At 61.5% G+C, this 19,511-nt stretch carries 16 protein-coding genes and 1 pseudogene; 4 read left to right on the forward strand and 13 right to left on the reverse strand.

From position 1 onward, the window contains the following. Positions 1-61 precede the first annotated feature (61 nt). The 11 genes and pseudogenes from NKI59_RS25780 to NKI59_RS25830 all read right to left on the reverse strand — a co-directional run bounded on the left by NKI59_RS25780 (position 62) and on the right by NKI59_RS25830 (position 11,206). Entirely contained in the window at positions 62-1,420 is a 1,359-nt protein-coding gene (locus NKI59_RS25780) for a multicopper oxidase family protein (protein ID WP_352455533.1), read from the reverse strand. 16 nt (positions 1,421-1,436) lie between these two features. Then, positions 1,437-2,894 (reverse strand): TolC family protein, encoded by a 1,458-nt coding sequence (locus NKI59_RS25785; protein ID WP_352623455.1) that lies wholly within the window; start codon positions 2,892-2,894, stop codon positions 1,437-1,439. Beyond that, entirely contained in the window at positions 2,891-3,124 is a 234-nt protein-coding gene (locus NKI59_RS25790) for a hypothetical protein (protein ID WP_352455531.1), read from the reverse strand. The genes NKI59_RS25785 and NKI59_RS25790 overlap by 4 nt, the downstream gene beginning before the upstream one ends. A gap of 88 nt (positions 3,125-3,212) precedes the next feature. Further along, on the reverse strand, positions 3,213-3,773 hold the full coding sequence (locus tag NKI59_RS25795) for a hypothetical protein (RefSeq protein WP_352455530.1): 561 nt from the start codon (positions 3,771-3,773) through the stop codon (positions 3,213-3,215). 44 nt (positions 3,774-3,817) lie between these two features. After that, a pseudogene (locus NKI59_RS25800) lies at positions 3,818-4,183 on the reverse strand (YqaA family protein). Positions 4,184-4,424: 241 nt separating this feature from the next. Continuing rightward, on the reverse strand, positions 4,425-5,582 hold the full coding sequence (locus NKI59_RS25805) for an FAD-dependent monooxygenase (protein ID WP_352707769.1): 1,158 nt from the start codon (positions 5,580-5,582) through the stop codon (positions 4,425-4,427). A 275-nt stretch (positions 5,583-5,857) separates the two neighbouring features. After that, on the reverse strand, positions 5,858-6,640 hold the full coding sequence (locus NKI59_RS25810; RefSeq protein WP_352707770.1) for an amino acid ABC transporter ATP-binding protein: 783 nt from the start codon (positions 6,638-6,640) through the stop codon (positions 5,858-5,860). 11 nt (positions 6,641-6,651) lie between these two features. Beyond that, on the reverse strand, positions 6,652-7,743 hold the full coding sequence (locus tag NKI59_RS25815; protein WP_352596280.1) for an amino acid ABC transporter permease: 1,092 nt from the start codon (positions 7,741-7,743) through the stop codon (positions 6,652-6,654). A gap of 3 nt (positions 7,744-7,746) precedes the next feature. Next, entirely contained in the window at positions 7,747-8,862 is a 1,116-nt protein-coding gene (locus NKI59_RS25820) for an amino acid ABC transporter permease (protein ID WP_352596278.1), read from the reverse strand. 66 nt (positions 8,863-8,928) lie between these two features. Continuing rightward, the gene (locus tag NKI59_RS25825; RefSeq protein ID WP_352623457.1) at positions 8,929-9,963 is read right to left on the reverse strand and encodes a transporter substrate-binding domain-containing protein; all 1,035 of its coding nucleotides are present in this window, start codon (positions 9,961-9,963) and stop codon (positions 8,929-8,931) included. A gap of 28 nt (positions 9,964-9,991) precedes the next feature. Next, positions 9,992-11,206, reverse strand: a complete 1,215-nt coding sequence (locus NKI59_RS25830; RefSeq protein ID WP_352455524.1) for a trans-sulfuration enzyme family protein — start codon at positions 11,204-11,206, stop codon at positions 9,992-9,994. A 79-nt stretch (positions 11,207-11,285) separates the two neighbouring features. On the opposite strand from NKI59_RS25830, the gene NKI59_RS25835 reads away from it, so the two are divergent. Next, positions 11,286-12,182 (forward strand): LysR family transcriptional regulator, encoded by an 897-nt coding sequence (locus tag NKI59_RS25835; protein ID WP_352592692.1) that lies wholly within the window; start codon positions 11,286-11,288, stop codon positions 12,180-12,182. 73 nt (positions 12,183-12,255) lie between these two features. Here the strand turns inward: NKI59_RS25835 and NKI59_RS25840 are convergent, their stop codons facing one another. Both NKI59_RS25840 and NKI59_RS25845 read right to left on the reverse strand, forming a co-directional pair. Then, on the reverse strand, positions 12,256-12,642 hold the full coding sequence (locus NKI59_RS25840; protein WP_352579053.1) for a hypothetical protein: 387 nt from the start codon (positions 12,640-12,642) through the stop codon (positions 12,256-12,258). Between the two features lie 396 nt (positions 12,643-13,038). Continuing rightward, positions 13,039-13,176 (reverse strand): hypothetical protein, encoded by a 138-nt coding sequence (locus tag NKI59_RS25845; protein WP_352455520.1) that lies wholly within the window; start codon positions 13,174-13,176, stop codon positions 13,039-13,041. A 318-nt stretch (positions 13,177-13,494) separates the two neighbouring features. Between NKI59_RS25845 and NKI59_RS25850 the strand changes: the two genes are divergently transcribed. The 3 genes from NKI59_RS25850 to NKI59_RS25860 all read left to right on the forward strand — a co-directional run bounded on the left by NKI59_RS25850 (position 13,495) and on the right by NKI59_RS25860 (position 18,867). Continuing rightward, positions 13,495-14,142 (forward strand): helix-turn-helix domain-containing protein, encoded by a 648-nt coding sequence (locus NKI59_RS25850; RefSeq protein ID WP_352637941.1) that lies wholly within the window; start codon positions 13,495-13,497, stop codon positions 14,140-14,142. 781 nt (positions 14,143-14,923) lie between these two features. Continuing rightward, positions 14,924-15,319: a hypothetical protein gene (locus NKI59_RS25855; RefSeq protein ID WP_352455518.1), complete on the forward strand. Its 396-nt coding sequence runs from the start codon at positions 14,924-14,926 to the stop codon at positions 15,317-15,319. A 122-nt stretch (positions 15,320-15,441) separates the two neighbouring features. After that, the gene (locus tag NKI59_RS25860; RefSeq protein ID WP_352707771.1) at positions 15,442-18,867 is read left to right on the forward strand and encodes an acyl-[ACP]--phospholipid O-acyltransferase; all 3,426 of its coding nucleotides are present in this window, start codon (positions 15,442-15,444) and stop codon (positions 18,865-18,867) included. Positions 18,868-19,511: the final 644 nt, after the last annotated feature.

The following is a 19,511-nucleotide window of genomic DNA, read 5'->3' on the forward strand; positions in this document are numbered from 1 at the left end:
GCTACGATCATACGTTTCATGCTGCACTTTCTCTCATTGTTGAGGTTGCGGGGTTCGGTTCTCATCCCTGTTTGCCGTGACCACCGTGCGCTGCCGGGGCCATCGTTCTTGCGTCGCCTGACTTCGTCGGAGCGGGGACATCCCGCTTCCACTCATAGGCCACGGTTCCCGCCGGGTGCTGGTACCAGCCAGGATCGGTGTAGTCGTTCGAGGCGAGCCCCTCGCGAACCTTGACGACTGAGAACATGGAACCCATCTCGATGGGGCCGAATTGCCCCCAGCCATCCATCATCTTGATGGTGTTGTCGGGCAGCGGCATTTCCATTTCGCCCATATCGGCCATGCCGCGATTGCCCATCGGCATATAGTCGGGCTGAACCTTTCGGATCTTGTCGGTCACCTTTGTCTTGTCGACACCGATGAAGGTCGGCACATCGTGTCCCATGGCGTTCATCGTGTGGTGCGATTTGTGGCAGTGGATCGCCCAGTCGCCCTCATACTTGGCTTCAAACTCATAGGCGCGCATCGCTCCGACCGGAATGTCGATCGACACCTCCGGCCAGCGTGCCTCGGGGCGAACCCAGCCGCCATCGGTGCAGGTCACTTCGAAGTCATAGCCATGCATGTGGATCGGGTGATTGGTCATGGTCAGATTGCCGACCCTCACCCGCACCCTGTCGTTCTTTGACACTACCAGGGGACTGACTCCCGGAAAAATGCGGCTATTCCAACACCACAGGTTGAAGTCGGTCATCTCCATGACCTTAGGGACGTAGGATCCCGGTTCGATGTCGTAGGCATTCAGCAGGAAGACGAAATCCCGGTCGACCCGCATGTATTTCGGGTCCTTGGGATGGATCACGAAGAAGCCCATCATGCCCATGGCCATCTGGACCATCTCGTCGGCATGAGGATGGTACATGAAGGTGCCGCTCTTCACGAGGTCGAACTCGTAGACGAAGGTCTTGCCAGGCTGGATGTGCGGCTGGGTGAGGCCACCGACGCCGTCCATGCCGTTGGGCAGGATCATGCCGTGCCAGTGGATCGTCGTGTGCTCCGGCAGCTTGTTTGTTACGAAGATGCGGACGCGGTCGCCTTCAACCGCTTCTATGGTCGGGCCGGGGGACTGGCCGTTGTAACCCCAGAGATAGGCGGTCATGCCGGGCGACATTTCGCGCTCGACCGGCTCGGCCACGAGGTGGAACTCCTTCACGCCGTTGTTCAAGCGATGAGGGAGTGTCCAGCCGTTGAGCGTCACGACCGGTTGGTAGTCAGGTCCGCTCGTCGGGACAATCGGAGGCTGCATGTCTGGAGAGTCCATGAGCGGAGCGTCGGGCAGCCCCATTGCGGATGTTTTGGTCCATGCAGTGGCGCCTGCGAGCAGGGCTCCCGCGCCTAGCAACTGACGTCTTGAAAGCATTTTGTTCTCCTTGAGTTCAGTGGCCTTCGGCGCCCGCTTCGGCTGGGGCCGGTGCATCGCCGGCTCCAGATGAGCCTGTGCCGCCCCCGTGGATGGCGGTTCCGAGATTGACGTCGGCCAGCCAGAAATTGCGCTTGGCATTGAGGGAAAGCATGATCGAGCTGATTTTCGCGCGTGTGTCCGCCAGCAGCTCGAACGTGTTGGTGATCATGCCGTTGTAGGTGAGGACCGATTCCGCCTCGATTTTTGTGCGCAGCGGCACAACATTGTTCCGATAGTGCCGGGCAATGTCGTAGGTCGAACGGTAGGCATCATAGGCGGATCTAGCCTCTGACCGGATGTTGACGGCCTTTTCCGCGATCCGGTTTGCGGCTTGCATGTAGGCAAGCTCGGCCTTGCGAATGCGCGCCTTGCCGGTGTCGAAGATCGGAATGACGAACTCGAGTTCGAGAGTGGGTGAGACACTCGTCTCGGTTCCACCCTCCTCCGTATCCTCGCGTTCCACCTCCACGCCGGAAAGTAGTTCCAGGTCGCTGACATAGCGCGTCGCCTCGGTCAGACCGTAGGATTTCGCCAGAGCTTCCAGCTCAAGTTTCGCGATCTCGAGGTCGACGCGATTTTTTAGCGCCTCCGCCTCGATCGCGCGTTTGGCCTTGGCGCCTTTGGGCAGGGCTGGAAGCATGTTGGGGATTGAGTAATCGACATCCGGTCCCCATAGACCCATCAGCCGGGTGAGCTCTTCCTTGGCGGTCCGTGCCGTAAGCCGCGTCTCCGCCGCCTGACCGGTGATCTCGGCATAAAAAACGTGCTCGCGGGCTTGCCCGGTCTTTGTGAAGGCACCCGTCTCGCCGAGTTTTTGCGCGAGTTCAGAAGCAGCATCGGCGGCAGCCTGCGCCTTGTTCAAATAGGAAACGCTCTCACGGGCCGAGACAGCGTTGATCCAGGCCCGCCGCGTGTCCGCGGCCAGCCGTAGCGTTTCCTCGGCGGCGCGGAGCTGGGCCTGACGGAAACGGGCATCCGCGACCGCAACGCGCCGCTTGTGCGTCGCCATGGCAAGAATGTTGCTGACCACCGCTCCTTCGATCGTCCGCACAGGATCGACGCCGATCATGCCGACCGAGATCGTCGGATTGACGAGCATCGATTCCTGCCACATGTCGGCCGCCGACAGGCCGATCTCGGCGTAGGCGGCCTGCAGGCCTTTATTGTTGAGCAAGGCGACCTGCACCGCGGTGTCTGGACCGATTGTCTCCTTCTGGACCAGGCGCTTCACGTGCTCCGAGACCGTCCGCGCTTCATCGCTGGACTGAACCCACACCGTTTGCTTGCCGGTTACGGCTTCGGCACGCGCCGCGACTGTCGTGAAGCCGGCCATGGGGGCCGAGATGCCATCAAGGGTCCCGCTGGACACGCATCCGCTGGCAATCAGCGGGACAGTCAATACCGCAGCTATGGTCAGTAACCGGCGCGTCATGATCCGGCCCCCGGGTTCGCGGGAGAGAGTTCTTCATTAAGACGCCGCCAATTCTTCGGATCGACCGGCTCCCGACGGTTATAGTCGACGACGGCCGGGTGGTGACGCGCATCACGGACGCCCATTGCGGGATCGGCCGGATTGAAGACTGGAAGAATGTCTGGCGGCGTGGTTGCCGCGCATCCGGCAACTAACAGCGATGCGAGCATCGCGGAGCTTGCGATTTTCATTGTAGACCTGAATCTTGACGTGTGCATTTGGCCGCGCGGGAGCGAATTCCCAACGCTGCGCGCGAACGCCCTCAAAAGAGGCGTCAGTTCAGATGTATCTTGGGGGTCTAATCAGCGCTTTATATTCGCCGAGCGGCAAAGTGACGGCAATGACGGGCGCAAAGCAGCGGGAGATCACATGCTCCAACTCGGGACAATCGACTGGCACCGCATGTGCCGGCGCGCAATGCACTTCACAGCTCTTGTCGGCGGATTGCTTGTCGCCGTGCTGATGCTCCGACGTATCCGCCTCATTCACCGTGGCGCCGTGATGGCTCATGTCGTGTGCAGGTGTCTCGGCTTGCAGATCCGCGCTGGCGTGAAAACCCGTGGCATTGGCTGTGGCGAATAGACCAGGCTGAAGCGCCGACATGACCAGGAATACGACCGCCAGCAGAGCGCGGAGCGGTACGCTTCCTAGGATCGCGATTCGACCAACAGTCCTCATCGGCCCTTCCCACAATTGTTCGGCTGATTTGTCAAGGCCGCCTTCAACCAGTTTGCTGCAGTGCAACCAAAAGTGAGGATCGTTGCAAGAACGGTATGGCTCGAAGCCGCCATGCGCCACAATATTTTTCATACATTTTTGTATGGCCTGTTTATGGCTCATGCCCAAATGAACGCAACCGCGCTGCGATGTCCGCGATTTCGGTTTTACGTCAGGCTCAGCACCGCTCCGGCAACAACCAAATAACGCGAGACCTTCGCGAGAGCGACGATTACGACAAAGCTCCATAGCGGCTCGCGCAAAACCCCAGCGACCACGCTCAGCGGATCGCCGATGATCGCATCCTGCTCAACAAGAGCGACCATCTTCCATAACGGCAATACCAGTTCGTTGCGCGGTTGAGCGTCGCAGGACGCGGGGGAAACCAGGGCCTATCCCGCAAGCGTTCAATCCCTCGACCAAGCCCCCAGTTTGCCGCAGAACCCAGGACGTTGCCCATGCTGGCGAGAAAAATCAGCATTGCCGGCGAGAGGGAGTCCCGCAAGGGCGGCCTCCGACTGCGACGGAAGGATCGTCGCCGCAGCGAAGGCAACAGCAAACGAATCGTCTTCGGCGGCAGCCCGGACTTTTCGGAGGCAGCTCCGATGTTCATTCGTGTCTCCTCGTATTTGATACGAGAGAGATACTCTTTCCAGCTGCTGGAAGGTCAAGAGCATCCGGAAAAACTGCGCGAGCCTGTCAGGACCATAGGCAGGGATCAGGCGGCCCATGCCGAAGACTGCCCGGGCGACGTGCTGCCGCCAAATCGCCGCGTTAGGCGACGGACCTCACGGGTTCAAACGTGACATCGAGAACCGCGTCGAGCTGCTGATCCATGAAACGCTCCGGTATGCTCTTTACCAGGAAGTTGCGAAGAGGGACGACAAGCGGGTTCTGCCATTGCGCGACTTTGGCATAGAGGCGTGATTCAGCCGCGACCCTACGTGCCCTGTCGAGGCGATATTCACGGAGGGCCTCGTCGGCCGGAAGCCGTCCGAACAACGCTGTAAGAACTGCCGCGTCTTCCATGGCAAGTCCACCTCCTTGCCCTAAATCGGGTGTCACGGCATGCGCGGCGTCGCCAAGCAAAACCGCATTTCCGCGCGTAAACGAGGGTATCGGATCGAGATCAAGTATATCCGTCCAGATCAGCGAGTCCGCCGGTGTCCGATCGAGGACCTCAGGGACGGGATCGTGAAAGCCGGAAAACATCGCCTTCACTCCGGCAAGATCGGCCTGAGCCAGCTTGGGGTCGTGTAGGCGCTCGGCCCCGCAGCACGCAAACCAGTAGACCCTTTCGCCGGGAATCGCGGCCAGCCCGATGCGTTTGCCGGCCCCCCAGCTCTCGGTAAGACGCGCAGGGTCCATTCCCTGGGGGAGACCGGGCGAGATGGCGCGCCAGCAGGCGTAGCTGGCGAAATGCTCGCGCGACTCTGGAAAGAATGCCCTACGAACAGCGGAGTGAATGCCATCGCAAGCGAGCACCAGCTCGCTTTCCACTATCTCCCCATCCGCGAAGTGCAGGACGATTTTCTCGCCGACCTGGCGGGCATCCACGCATTCCATGTCGGTGCGAATAACAGAGCGCGGCAGCTCCGTAAGAAGCGCCCGATGGAGATCGCCGCGGTGCAGCACGGCCATACTGAGGTGACCATATCGCTGGCTGAAGCGCTGAAAATCCGTCGATTGAAGGACTTGTCCTTCGTCGTCGAGAAGATCGAGTCTGTGTATCGGCTGCGCCTCGGCAACAACCGTTTCGTAGAGCCCGAGCACACGAAGGGCACGAAGCGCATTAGCGCTAAGACTGAGGCCCGCACCCAGAGGCTTTAGTTCGCTCGCCTGCTCGTAAATCTCGGTCTCCCATCCGAGGAGTCGCAGTCCCTTGGCAACTGCAAGTCCGGCGATTCCTGCGCCAATGATGACTACGCGCATGTTCACGGTCCTTCGCCTTCTTCACGCGGGAACACTTTGCGACATCAAATTGTTCCCGGCGAAAGGCAGGTGAAACACGCCACACGCTTTCTCCAATTTCGCTCGAAGTGAGTTCTGCCGGGCCGAGCCAGGCTCTAGATGTGCTCGAGATTGCCAGGGCATGGTCAAAGGGCGGGCGATCCATTGCCGGTCCGCTGCCACGGGCATTTTGGTGCGGGATCTCGGAGAGGTGGCTCATTGATCCGTAGCTGATGAACTCTCTCTATGCGATCGAGCTAGTTCAGGATCTGGGCAAGGAACAGTTTGCTGCGCCGGTGACGCGGATGCGAGAAGAATTCCGAGGGCGTGTTCATCTCAACGATCTCGCCCTGGTCCATGAAGACGACGCGGTCGGCGACCTGGCGGGCAAATCCCATCTCGTGCGTGACACACAGCATGGTCATGCCATTCCCAGCCAGCGCGACCATCGTGTCGAGCACTTCTTTGACCATTTCCGGATCGAGTGCCGACGTCGGCTCGTCGAAGAGCATGATTTTCGGGCTCATACAGAGCGCACGCGCGATCGCAACCCGCTGCTGCTGACCGCCTGAAAGCTGGCCGGGATATTTGTGCGCCTGGTCCGGAATCTTCACCCGTTCCAGATAATGCATGGCGGTCTGCTCGGCTTGTGCGCGCCGCATCCTGCGCACCCAGATCGGCGCCAGCGTCAGGTTCTCCAGAATGGTCAGGTGCGGGAACAGGTTGAAATGCTGGAACACCATGCCGATGTCGCGGCGAATTAGGTCTATCTTCTTCAAATCATTGGTGAGTTCGACGCCGTCGACGACGATCTGTCCCTGCTGGTGCTCCTCCAGCCGGTTGATGCAACGGATCATGGTCGACTTGCCCGAGCCCGAGGGCCCGCAGATCACCAGCTTTTCGCCGCGAAGGACTGTCAAGTCGATGTCCTTCAGCACATGGAAGTTCCCGTACCACTTGTTCATCCCAATCATTTCGATTGCCGGCGGATCATTGGGATCGGTCATGGGCGGAACGCGCTTGGCGGCGGACGACAACATTACAACATTTCCTAGTGAGCGGTTGGGCCGCGCCGCTCCAGGAAGTCGGCGAAGCGGGCGAATGAGAATGAGAGTGCGAAGAAGATCGCCCCGATAAACAGGAACGTCTCGGCCGCTGGCGATGGCCAGTCCGGGTCGGCCAGCGCCGCTTTACCGGAGCTGATCAGGTCGAACAGGCCGACCACCAGGACAAGGCTGGTGTTCTTGATCATGACGATGATCGTGTTGGCCAGCGCCGGGATCGCCACCCGGATCGCCTGCGGCAGGATCACCAGATATTGAGTGCGCCAGAAGGGCAGGCCAACCGCAGCCGCGGCCTCGTACTGGCCATTCGGAATGGCCTGCAGGCCGCCGCGGATCACCTCGGCGAGATAAGCCGCGGCGAAGATGGTGAGGGCGACCAGCGCGCGCACGAACTTGTCAGGCAAGAGGGCCTCGGGCAGGAACAGCGGCATCATGATCGATGCCACGAACAGGATGGACAAGAGCGGTAGTCCGCGCACCGATTCTATCAGGACCACAGCGCCGATGCGTATGATGGGCATGGTCGAGCGCCTGGCCAGCGCCAGGAGGATGCCGACGGGGAAGGCGACGCCGATCGCAACGACGGTGAGGATGAGTGTCACCGGCAGGCCGCCCCAGGACGAGGTCGGAACCTCGGCTAGGCCGAAACCGCCGGCCATCAGCCAGAAGATCAACACGAGCGCCGCCATCCAGAGCGCTGCCAGCCGCGGCGCCCAGCTGGCGGGCCGCACCGACCAGGCAAGCAGCGCCAGGATAAGCACGCAGACGATGGCGGGGCGCCAGCGTTCGTCGAGCGGATAGATGCCGAACAGCAACTGCCCGGACTTGGCGTAGATGAAGCTCCAGCACGCTCCGGCGGCCACCCGGCACGCGCGTGGACTGGGGTCGAACAGCACGGCGTCGATTACCAGCCAGCGCAGCATCGGCGGTACCGTGGCGACGAGCAGAACGCCGAACAACAGCGTCAGGACGGCATTGAGTGGCGTGCCGAACAGGAGCATGGCTGACCGCCGCAAAGCGCCGAAGCGGATCTGTCCTGGCATTGGCTCGGCCGGAAGGGGAAGAGACAGGGCCTTCATGGTTCAGCGCTCCACGATGGCGATGCGACGGTTGTACCAATTGGCCGCGCTCGAGAGGCTCAGGTTGAGGGCGAGATAGACGCCGAGGATGATGAATACGCCCTCGATCGAATGGCTGGACTTGCTGATGATGGTGTTCATAACCGCAAGGAAGTCCGGATAGCCGACCGCGATCGCCAGCGTCGAATTCTTGACGACGTTGATGTATTGGCTGTTGAGCGGCGGGACGATCACCCGCAGCATCTGCGGAATGATGATCAGACGCAATATTTTGCCGCGTGGCAGGCCGAGCGAATGACCTGCATCCCACTGACCGCGGCCGACCGAAAGCACGCCCCCACGCACGATCTCGGCGACGAAGCCGGTGGTGTAGATGGTCAGCCCGATGAGGATGGTGCTGAGCTCGGGCGTCAGGTCCTTGCCGCCTTTGAAGTTCGACCCAGTGAAGGTCGGCCAGTCGACGGAGAACTTCGCATCGGCAAGCCAGAGCCCGGCAATGCCAACCGCGAGGATCGCCGGCGCGGTCAGCGGTGGCAGCCATCCTCTTCTCGCCGCCGCCCAGCCAGCGGCCGCCAGTGCCAGGGCGAGAGCAATGACGAGCATTCCCGCGGTGGCGACGTCCATGCTGACGGCCGGCACCACAAAGCCGCGCATGGAGGCGTAAACGCCTGGCAGCGGATTGAGCGCTTCGCCGACCGGCGGCAGCACCTTCCACCACAGCGAGTAGAGAAAGATCAGAAGCACGATCGGCGGTGAATTGCGTGCAACCTCCACCCATACGCGGCAGGTGCCCGCCGCCAGGGGATTGCTGCTCAGCCGGGTGATGCCGACGACGAGGCCGAGCGCGGATGAAAAGACGATGACGAGCGCGGAGATGAAGACCGTATTGGCGAGCCCGGTCGCGATCGCCCAGTAATAGGGGTCGCGCGACTTGTAAGTGAGGATTGCTTCGGAGATGACGATCCTTGACGGCATCGTCAGGAAATCGAAGCCGATCGGTATGCCGCGTGCCCTGAGATTGGCGAAAGTCGTGCTGACGAGCAGGGCAGCGAAGGCGGCAGCCACGGCCACCAGGGCACACTGGATGATGATCGATCTGGTCCTGGCGTCGCTCAGCATTTCGACCTCGACGGTTCGCGGCGTTGGCAGGGAAAGGGAACGGCGGGCGCGTCCCCTTCATGCAGCTCAATCCCAAGGGAAAGGATAGTTGAGGCCGCCGTCCTTCCACAACGCGTTCAGGCCGCGCTCGACCTTCAGCGGGCTGTCCTTGCCGAGATTGCGATCCCAGATCTCGGCGTAGTTGCCCATTTGTTTGATGACGTTGTAGGCCCACTTGTCGTCCAATCCGAGCGGCTTGCCGAAACCGGGCTCCTCACCCAGCACGCGTTTGACTTCCGGACTGCCCGAGGCAAGCTTTTCATCGACGTTTTGCGAGGTGATGCCGTTGGCCTCGGCCCAGAACAGCGCATTGAGTGTCCAACGCACGACGTCGAAAAGCTGATCGTCACCCCGGGCGACCGCGACTCCATTGGGTTCGGCGGCCCTGCCGACCCGGATGATGTCGTAGTCGTCCGGGTTCTTGGCCACCGAGGCACGCTGTCCTGCTGCCGCGGTGCCGTCGGTGACGTAGGAATCGCAGCGGCCGCCAAAGAAGGCGTCGCGCGCTTGAACGGTCGAGTCGTAATAGACTTTCTCCATCGCGATCCCGAACTCTTCCTCGGTTTCCTCGATCGCTTTCTCGGTCAGGCTGCCACCGCCTTGCAGGCAGACGGTCTTTCCGTCCAGCAGTTTGGGCTCGGTGATGTTATCGGCCTTGCGCACGAGCATGCCGTCCGTGTCGTAGAGATTGATCCAGACGAAGCGGACAACCGTATCACGACTGTAGGTGATGGTGGATGTGCGCGACAGAACGTCGATTTCCCCAGTCTGTAGCGCAGCAAAACGCTGGCCTGCGTTAAGGGGCACGTAACGGATCTTGTCTCTGTCGCCGAGGATGGCGACCGCGAAAGTGCGGCAGATGTCGGAATCGAACCCGCGATAATACCCCTTCTCGTCCGGCCGGGATAGACCGGGCACGCCCTGGCTGGCGCCGCAGCTGACATAGCCGCGCTCCTTGATCTTGTTGATTACCGCCTGCGCGCTGGCGTCCACGGCGCCCGTAGTCAGGCTGGCCAATCCTATCGCCAGACCCGTGAGCCATTTCAGACCTTGATGTTTCATAATCATTCCCCTTGTCGTTGAGTTGTCGTCATTCTGCGGCGTTGACGTCGGCCGCGGCGGTTCCGTTGCGCCGGGCTTCAGCAAAAAGTTCGAAGGCCTGAGAAAGGTCGGCCAGAAGATCTTCGAGCGCCTCAAGGCCGATCGACAGGCGCCAGACCGGGCCGGGCTTCAGCCAGTCGAGGCTGGCGCGGCCCTTGCGGGGATCGCTGACGGCAATCAGCGAATGCACGCCGCCCCAGCTTGCGCCGAGCCTGAACAGCCGCAGGCTGCGCAGAACATCGGATTGCAGTGGCGCCAGTTCCGGCCGCAGCACGAAGGAGAACACGCCCGCCGATCCGGCGAAGTCACGCTTCCAGACCGCGTGGCCGGGATGGCCAGGCTCCGCAGGATGCAAGATCTGCGCGACTTCCGGGCGCCCCGACAGCCAGGCGACAATCTTGCGCGCTGTACCGTCGGCGTGGCGCATGCGCACCGGCATCGTCATCAGGCCGCGCTCGCACAGCGCGCAATCCTCGGGCGAGACGCCATAGCCAAGGAAACGCGCTGTATCCTTCAGGCGCCGGAACAGGGCATGGTCATGCACTGCGAGCGAGCCCATCAAGAGGTCGCCGTGGCCGCCGGCGTGTTTGGAAAGCGCCTGCATCGAGATGTCGACGCCATGAGCGAGCGGCTTGAACAGCAGATGCGAGGCCCAGGTGTTGTCGGCCGCAACGAGCGCGCCGGCCTTGTGGGCCGCGGCCGTGATGGCTGGCACATCCTGAACTTCGAAGGTGGCTGAGCCAGGCGATTCTGCCCAGACCAGCCGCGTTCTGCCGTCGATCATGGCCGCGATACTTGCGTCCAGCCGTGGATCGTAGGAAACCGCCTCGATCCCGAGTGGGCCGAGAAAACGCTCGGCCATGTCGCGCGCCGGGCCATAGAGCGTCTCCGGGATCAGAACGCTTTCGCCGCCACGGCAGACAGCCATGGTCGCCAGCGTCATGGCCGCCATGCCCGACGGGACGACGAGAGCCCGCGATCCGCATTCCAACACGGCGATATGATCTTCGAGCTGCCGGCTGGTCGGTGTGCCGTAAAGTCCGTAGCTGAACCCGTCGTACAGACGCTCGACGCGAAGCTCGAACGATTCCAGATCGTCAAAGACCACGGTCGAGGCTCGCTCGACCGGCATCGCCACCGCCTGGAACGGTTCCTCCGAGCGCTTGGGAGGATGGACATGTGAAGTGTCATCGCGTCGGTTCATAGGCGCAGCTTAGCCGGCTCACCCATTGCCATCTATGACCGCGGCGATAAAGTTAATTCGCTTTTGATATGGGCTGACTATGAACCTGCGCGACATCGATGTCTTCAACGCGATCATGATCACGCGCGGTGCCGGCGCGGCGGCCGCGCTGCTGGATACCTCGCAGCCGGCCATCAGCCGTTCGCTAGCCAAGCTAGAGGCCGAACTCGGCTTCAGGCTTTTCGACCGCATTCGTGGCAGGCTGGTGCCGACACGCGAAGGGGAGTTGTTCCATGCCGAGGTAAAGGCCAACCTGGTCGGGCTCGACCGGCTCAAGCTGCGGGCGGCCCAGATCAAGGAGGTCGGAACCGGTACCATCCGCGTCGCCTGCCTGTCGGCACTCGGGCATGGGCTGGTGCCGCGCGCCATCGTAGCGTTCTCACGCCGGCATCCGCAGGTGCGAATCAGCTATCAGGTCCGCACCTCCAATATCGTGCGCGACCTGGTGGCCTCTGGCAGTTTCGATATCGGGCTCGCGGCCGACGAGGTCGATACCAGCGGCGTGCTGCACAGCATCTTCACCACGCCGCGCGCCGTCTGTGTAATGCCGACGAACCACCGGCTGGCGCGGAAGCAGATAATCACGCCGGCCGATCTCGCCGACGAGGCCTTCCTGGCATTGTCGCCGGAAGATACGGCTCGGCTCGCGATGGACAAGATCCTGGCCGCGCATGGGGTACGGCCGCGCATCCTGATCGAAACGCCCTACGGCCTGACCATCGCTATCCTTGCAGCGAAGGGCATGGGAATCGGCTTGGTCAATCCCTCCGTCATTGCGGACGGCATGATCGGCGGTATTTTGGCCAGGCCATTCGAGCCAGCCGTCAATTTCCGCGCGCTACTCCTGCGCCCGCCGGACGGCATCAATTCGACCTTGATCACCGACTTCATTGGCGAACTCTATGCCGCTCGCAATATGCTATCGAGCGAGGCATAGGCAACTGGCTCGACGCCTGGTTCTAGCTGCACACGAATGCCATCGACGAGAAGCAGGACACGCAATCCCGGTCCTATCCCTCCCCCATCGTCGAGCGGAGAAGAGCTTGCATATGCTCTGCCAAGTCGAGCTCACCGCGCGCCTCGATCTTCAAAAGATATCGGGCCTTGGACCGGCGATCACCTTCCCTGACCGCAGGATAGGCGCATACAGCCAGCAGCGCCCTTTCCTCAGCCCGGCTGGCTCTGTCGTGGTCGCGGTTACTGCCGCCCATTTCGTGGATCGCCTTGCCGAATGCCGCGTACGCTGCCTTGTGCGCATTGATCAGCGCCCGCAGATCGCGGGACGGTTCCCGGTCCTCCCGTCGCGGCTTTGTGGCGAAAGCCGATGCCGCAACCGTCGAGGCGACAACGGCGCTGGCGGCGTTGAGAAGCAAGGCGCGGCGATTCATCCTGGACATGGTGAACTCTCCTCTTCACTTCATGGCAGGCTGCCAGAACGATGTCGTAGGATCGGCCAGCTGCGCTTCCACAGTAGCATGACTGCCGGCGCGTTCATGTCAGGATGGATGGTAACGTTGGATGCGTTGCAGCCAGAGCATAGCTGGCGCGACTGCGCGGGTCGGCATCTCGCGAACTGTTCAATCAATTGTCCCTCGGCCTCGCCACCCAAGAAAGGATCGCCATTCCCGAAAAACTCCATAACTTCGAAGAATTGCGATCCCTTTCGGCGCGGCTCACGAGGCGTCCTCGGCGGTGATGGCTTTCATCACCCGTTCGTCCACCATCGTCCGGGCCTCGTTAAGATGGCCTGCCAAGTGCCTTGCGACGACGGCGACCAGCGAAAGCCGTTGGCTTCAGCGCCCACCGGTCGCCTCGTCGGGCTTAGCCGGGAAGATCATCTGAATGCGAGCCATGTCGACGTCGATGATGTCGACGGCTCTGATTCCGATCTTGGCGATCTGGCTTTCGTTTGCCCACTCCTGCATCCTCACCCGTGATTTCAGTCGCGATTGCAGGCGGCGGATTTCGGCCCGGTTGCCGACCTGTCGAAACCGCGTTTCCGTTGCCAGTCTGCCAGTATGACGGCTGTCGACCGACGCTGATGATTGCGTGCTCCGACAATTTCAATGCGGCACAAGTCGGCAGAAGCATGCGCAAGTTCCCGAGAAGGCGGGCGCCGCGTAGGCACGCTGCCGGCCTTCACCGCTTTCCCAGCCAAGCACTAGGTAGTTTCCCGTAGGGATAGAACCGAATTTCGCGACCTGCTGATTCGCGCGATTGCTGTGCTACGGATCAACCGGGAAACAGCCATGCACGCCCAATCGAGCTCCAGAATTTCACTGCCGTCGCACGGCTTACAGTCGAGCCTGCCTACGGCATTCGATCCGACACTGCTACAGCCGGTCAGCTTCTTTCGCTGCGGTTCGGAAATCTATGCGCAAGGTGAAAAGGCCGGAGCCTTCTATCAGGTCGAGTTTGGCGCCGTGCGTGTTTACCGCCTGCTTGCGGACGGTCGCAGGCAGATAAGTGCCTTCCATCTGGCCGGAGAGACATTCGGTTTCGAAGCCGACACCACCCATCATTTTTTCGCCGAAGCCATCAACGCCGTGGGTGTCCGCGTCTTCCGCTTTGCCACTGGTGCGGATCTCTCCCGTCAGCTGCTGCCGTTGGCTCTCAAGGGCCTGACGAGAGCGCAGGAACATCTCTTGGTTCTCGGCCGTCAGAATGCCATCGAACGCGTCGCCGCGTTCCTGGTCGACATGGCGGAGCGGCAGGGCGGCTTGCGACAGGTCGAACTGCCGATGTCGCGCATGGATATCGGCGATTATCTCGGCCTCACCATCGAAACCGTGTCGCGGGTTTTCACCCGGCTGAAGGACAAAGGCGTCATCCGCCTGCTCAATCTGCGCAGCATCGAGATCATCAAGCACGACGTGCTTCATGCGATGAGCGAGTGAGGCTACTTGGTCACTTGCCGCGCGTGGCAGACCGTAAGCGTTGCCGCTTTTTCGACCGACTTTGGTCACTCGGGCTTCAATCGCCATGCGGCCTTGGCCAAGCGCGCAGCTAGGCCGCCTTCTTGATCTCCGCGACCTGAACGCCCAGTCGGAACGCCTGACCGTCTGCAAACGAACGCGCGTAGCTCTCAGATGTAAAAGGGACCGTGGTGGTGGTGCCGTTGACCGTCACGCGAACCGACCACTCTTTGTCCCTAACAATTTCAACGGCAGTTGCTCATGCGCAGCCATGCATTCCTCCCAGAATGGTCCGTTGAGGATGGGAGGATAGCGTCGTAAAACTGGTTTGCATGCAAATAATCCGACACCGCGACGTCGAAATGTCGAAACACGCACAGCTAGGCTCAAGTCGATGGCCTCGCCTTGAGCTTGGTCGATGCAAGAGGACCACCACAGCGGCGAACTCACCTTCAAGGGCGACTGCGCAGTTCACGCCCCTGTCTGGGGAACACGCGGAACCAGGCGGACAAAAAAAGCCCCAGCGCTGGGTCGATGCGCCGGGGCTTTGGGCACGTACAAGCTACACCAACATGTCCGCATATGAACGTGCGCTAATAAAGTGAAGGAATGGTGAACCACGCATATGCCGAAGGGCGCACGCTAAAAGCTGGGGTGAAGCGCAGTATCAGTAATGACAAGTTTGCGCACTCTGATTGTCCCACCTTACTTTCGACCAAACGACGGGGTGAGGATGCGGGCAGTCTTATTGCTTTGATGACGTATGCCGTCACCGCTCATGCCGATGAAGCGAGCCGGCTCACTGACGCCGTCCTCGACCGGCTGCGAAAGACTGTCGCAAGACCGGCTGATTGTATCGAACCCGGAAACAGACCAACGCCGGCGCAACCTCACCCTGAAACCAAAAGACAATATCGATGACCTCCAACAGCTATGCTCCCAAGGGTTCAAGCGCCTGCAAACGTTGACCACGCCCACTTTCGCTATCGCCGCCTGGATGATGACGGCCGCATCAATTTCATGGGGCAAGCATAGCCGCCAAGGGGTTCTGCCCGATGGCCGCGACCAGGCTCGTGGATACCTCGAACCATCACCAAGACACCGCGAGACGCGGAAGAGGCAAGCCGCTTCATCAACCGGCAACACCGAAAGCTGCTGATCAATGTGAACCGCAGTAACGAAGCGTAATCGGGTTCCCACTACAAAAAGGCTCAAACCGCGCAAGACCGCGGATCGATCCGACCAGGATCTTCAACGGTCTGCCCAATGGAAGTCGCCGCTATGGAAATCCTCACGAACAACCCCACGAACAGTCATCTGATGACTTCACGGCGTTTTGCGCCTCTCTTCTGGACGCAGTTCCTGTCCGCCTTCAACGACAATTTCCTCAAGAACACGCTGGTTTTCCTTATTCTGTTCACCCTGGCGGCGGACCAGGCGGCATCACTGGTCACCCTGGCGGGTGCCGTCTTCATGGCTCCTTTCCTGCTCCTGTCCGCCCTTGGTGGCGAGATCGCCGACCGGTTCGACAAGGCGCTCATCGCCCGTCGGCTGAAATTCACCGAGATCGCCGCTGCGGCTGTCGCTGTCGTTGGGATCGCGCTGTCGTCGATCCCGGTGCTGATGATGGCGTTGCTCATGTTCGGCATCATCTCGGCACTGTTCGGACCGATCAAGTACGGCATCCTGCCGGATCATCTCGAGCGCAAGGAATTGCCCCGCGCCAATGCCTGGATCGAATCGGCAACCTTCGCCGCCATCCTCGGCGGCACTATCGCCGGAGGCGTCGTCTCGGCCGATGGCATAGGCGTCTCGGTCTTCGGGCCGATGATGATGATCCTCGCCATCGGTTGCTGGTTTGTCAGCCGATACATTCCGTCAACCGGTTCTGCTGCACCCGACCTCGTTATAGACCGGAACATCTTTCGCTCGACGTGGCGACAGGTCAACGGCTTGCGTGCCGACAAGCGGATCTGGCGCGCCGGACTGATGACGTCGTGGTTCTGGCTTATCGGGGCCATTGTCCTTTCGATCCTGCCTACGTTGGTCAAGGATTCGCTCGGTGGCGGAGAAATCGCTGTCACCGCCTATCTCGCGGTGTTCGCCGTCTCGATCGCGATTGGCTCTGCCATAGCCGCATGGATGTCGCAGGGCCGCATCGTGCTCTTGCCAGCCCCGGTTGGCACGGCGTTGATGGCACTATTCGGCTTGGACCTGGCCTGGACCATCTGGAGCATGCAGCCCTCGCCCAGGGCCGAAACGCTCGCAATATTCTTCGCCGGGCCAAACACGGTCCATGTTGCGATCGACCTTGCCGGCATGGCTATTGCCAGCGCCTTTCTTGTCGTGCCGACCTTCGCCGCAGTGCAAGCCTGGGCGCCCGAAGCCAGCCGCGCTCGCGTCGTCGCCGCCGTGAGCATCGTCAATGCAGGCTTCATGACGGTGGGCGGCATACTTGTCGCCGCGATTCAAGCAGCGGGCGTCTCCACTGGAGGTATCCTGTTCGGCCTCGCCGCACTCAACGTGGTCGCCGCCTGGCTGATGCTGAGATACCTTCCGACAAACGCCTTCCGCGATTTCGTTTCCATTCTGTTCCGAGCCTTCCATCGTCTGGAGGTGGAGGGGCTGGAAAACCTCAAGGCGGCCGGCCCGGCACCCATCCTGGCGCTCAACCATGTCAGTTTCCTCGACGGTCCGCTGGCCCTGACGCTGACCGAGGAAGAGCCCGTCTTTGCCATCGACCACACTATCGCCCAGGCCTGGTGGATGAAGCCTTTCCTCAAGCTCGCCCGTGCGCTGCCGCTCAATCCAGCCAAGCCGATGTCGACCCGCACGCTGATCAAGATCGTGCAAGGCGGCGATCCGCTGGTCATCTTCCCCGAAGGGCGGATCACCGTCACCGGCGGCCTCATGAAGGTCTATGACGGCGCCGCCATGGTGGCCGACAAGACCGGCTCGATGGTCGTGCCCGTGCGCATCGACGGGCTGGAGAAGAGCTATTTTTCGCGGCTGACCTCGCTGCATATTCGCCGCCGGCTGTTCCCGAAGGTCAAGGTGACCATTCTGGAGCCCGTCAAACTTGAAGTACTGCAGGATCTGAAGGGCCGGAAGCGCCGCGCCGCGGCGGGCGCTGCCCTCTACCAGGTCATGTCGGACCTCGTCTTCCGCACCCAGGACATCGACAAGACTGTGCTGGAGAAGATCATCCAGACGGCGAACGAACGCGGCATGAAGCAACTGGCCGTTCAGGACCCGGTCACCGGTTCGCTGAGTTACGGCAAGCTGCTGACAGCCGCCGCCGTGCTTGGCGAGAAATTCAAGAAACTCTATGCCGGCCAGCAGACGCTCGGCATCATGCTGCCCAACGCTAATGGCGCCTGTGCGACGCTGCTCGGCGTTATGTCGGCCGGCAAGGTTCCGGCGATGATGAACTTCACTGCCGGTGCAGCTAACATCCTCTCCGCTTGCAAAGCCGCCGAGGTGCGCACCGTGCTGACCTCGCGCGCCTTTGTCGAACAAGCGAAACTCGGCGCCGTGGTCGAGGAACTCGGCCGATCGGTCGACATCGTCTGGCTCGATGATCTGCGGGCCACCATTGGCCTCAGGCACAAGCTGCTCGGCCTTCTGCGCAAGAGCGCACCCCGGGTCGCCCGCAAGTCTGAAGATCCGGCGGTGATCCTGTTCACCTCGGGGTCCGAAGGCACGCCCAAGGGCGTGCTGCTCACCCACCGCAACATCCTGGCCAATGCCGCCCAGGCCGCCTCGCGTATCGACTTCCACTCGGGCGACAAGGTCTTCAATGTGCTGCCGATCTTCCATTCCTTCGGCATGACGGCGGGCACGGTGCTGCCGCTGATCTCGGGCGTGCCGGTCTATTTCTACCCCTCGCCGCTGCACTACCGGATCGTGCCGGAGTTGGTTTACGCCTCGAACGCAACGATCATCTTCGGCACCGATACGTTCCTTGCCGGCTATGCCCGCACCGCACACCCCTACGACTTCCGGTCAGTGCGCTACTGCTTTGCCGGCGCGGAACCGGTCAAGCCTTCGACGCGCGCGATCTATATGGAAAAGTTCGGCCTGCGCATCCTCGAAGGCTACGGCGTGACCGAAACCGCGCCGGTGATCTCCATCAACACGCCGATGTACAACCGGTCCGGCAGCGTCGGCAAAATCATGCCGGGTATGGAGTATCGCCTGGATCCGGTGCCTGGCGTCGAGGATGGCGGACGGCTGTTCGTGCGTGGGCCCAACGTCATGGCAGGCTATCTGCGCGCCGAAAAGCCGGGCGTGCTCGAACCGCTCGAAGACGGCTGGCATGACACCGGCGACGTCGTCGCCGTCGACGATGTCGGCTTCATCACCATTCGAGGCCGCGCCAAGCGCTTTGCCAAGATCGGTGGCGAGATGATCTCGATGGCCGCCGTCGAGGCGCTGGCGGGCGAATTGTGGAAAGGCTCGCTCTCGGCGGTCGCCGCCGTGCCAGATGCGCGCAAGGGCGAAAAGCTGATCCTCATCACCGAGGCCGTCAACGCCACGCGTGCCGAATTCCTGGCCTTCGCTAAGGCCAACGGCGCCATGGACCTGATGGTGCCCGCCGGAGTGCGCGTCGTTGCGAAAGTGCCCGTCCTCGGCTCCGGGAAGCTCGACTTCGCCGCCGTGACAAAGATGGTGCTCGGCGCAGAGATGAAGATTAAGGCCGCTTGAGCACGTCCTACCAACGGCCGACGAACCAAGCTGGCCCGCTCTCCCGCGCAGTCCCATCCAGTTGCCGCCCGCGTAGGTAACGCCGATACTTCATTAGGTCCCGAAAATCACCGGATGCGCGGCAGCCGTCTCTGTCTGACCTTTGGAATCTTAAACATATAACTATGACGATCGCCGAACTCAGCACGAGCAGTTCTGGACTCTTTATGAACGCCTTCGGCTTGTTGCCCGCTCCCTGCCGAGAAAGGACCGAGCATGACTCCCATCATCGGGAAGCCCTAGCGAGCGTTGTCGCTCCATAATGAACCTTTGTCGATCGACGACGTGGGCCGATCAGGGCAAGCGATCCGGCAGCAATACTGTGAGGCGAAGGGTATGCGGCATGCCCCGAACTTCCCTGCGCGCCGGTGTTCCACCGCGTGAAAAAAAAGCCCGCCGCACGGTTAGGTGCGGCGGGGCGGGACGGGCGCTGTTGCACCAAGCGGGGGACTAGGGTGGGCGGGCTTGCCAGGTGCGCGCGGGCCGTAGGCAAACTTAGGCGCATGAGTTGCTATACGTCTAGCAACCGCCAGTTGGACTGGCCCGAAATCAGGGTTCCAGTGCCAAGGGACAGGACAGTTCCCGGAGCCCAGCCCGAGGGCCCG

Origin of the sequence: Mesorhizobium sp. M0598, from assembly GCF_040320865.1 — a bacterium.
In the GTDB taxonomy this organism is placed as follows: domain Bacteria; phylum Pseudomonadota; class Alphaproteobacteria; order Rhizobiales; family Rhizobiaceae; genus Mesorhizobium.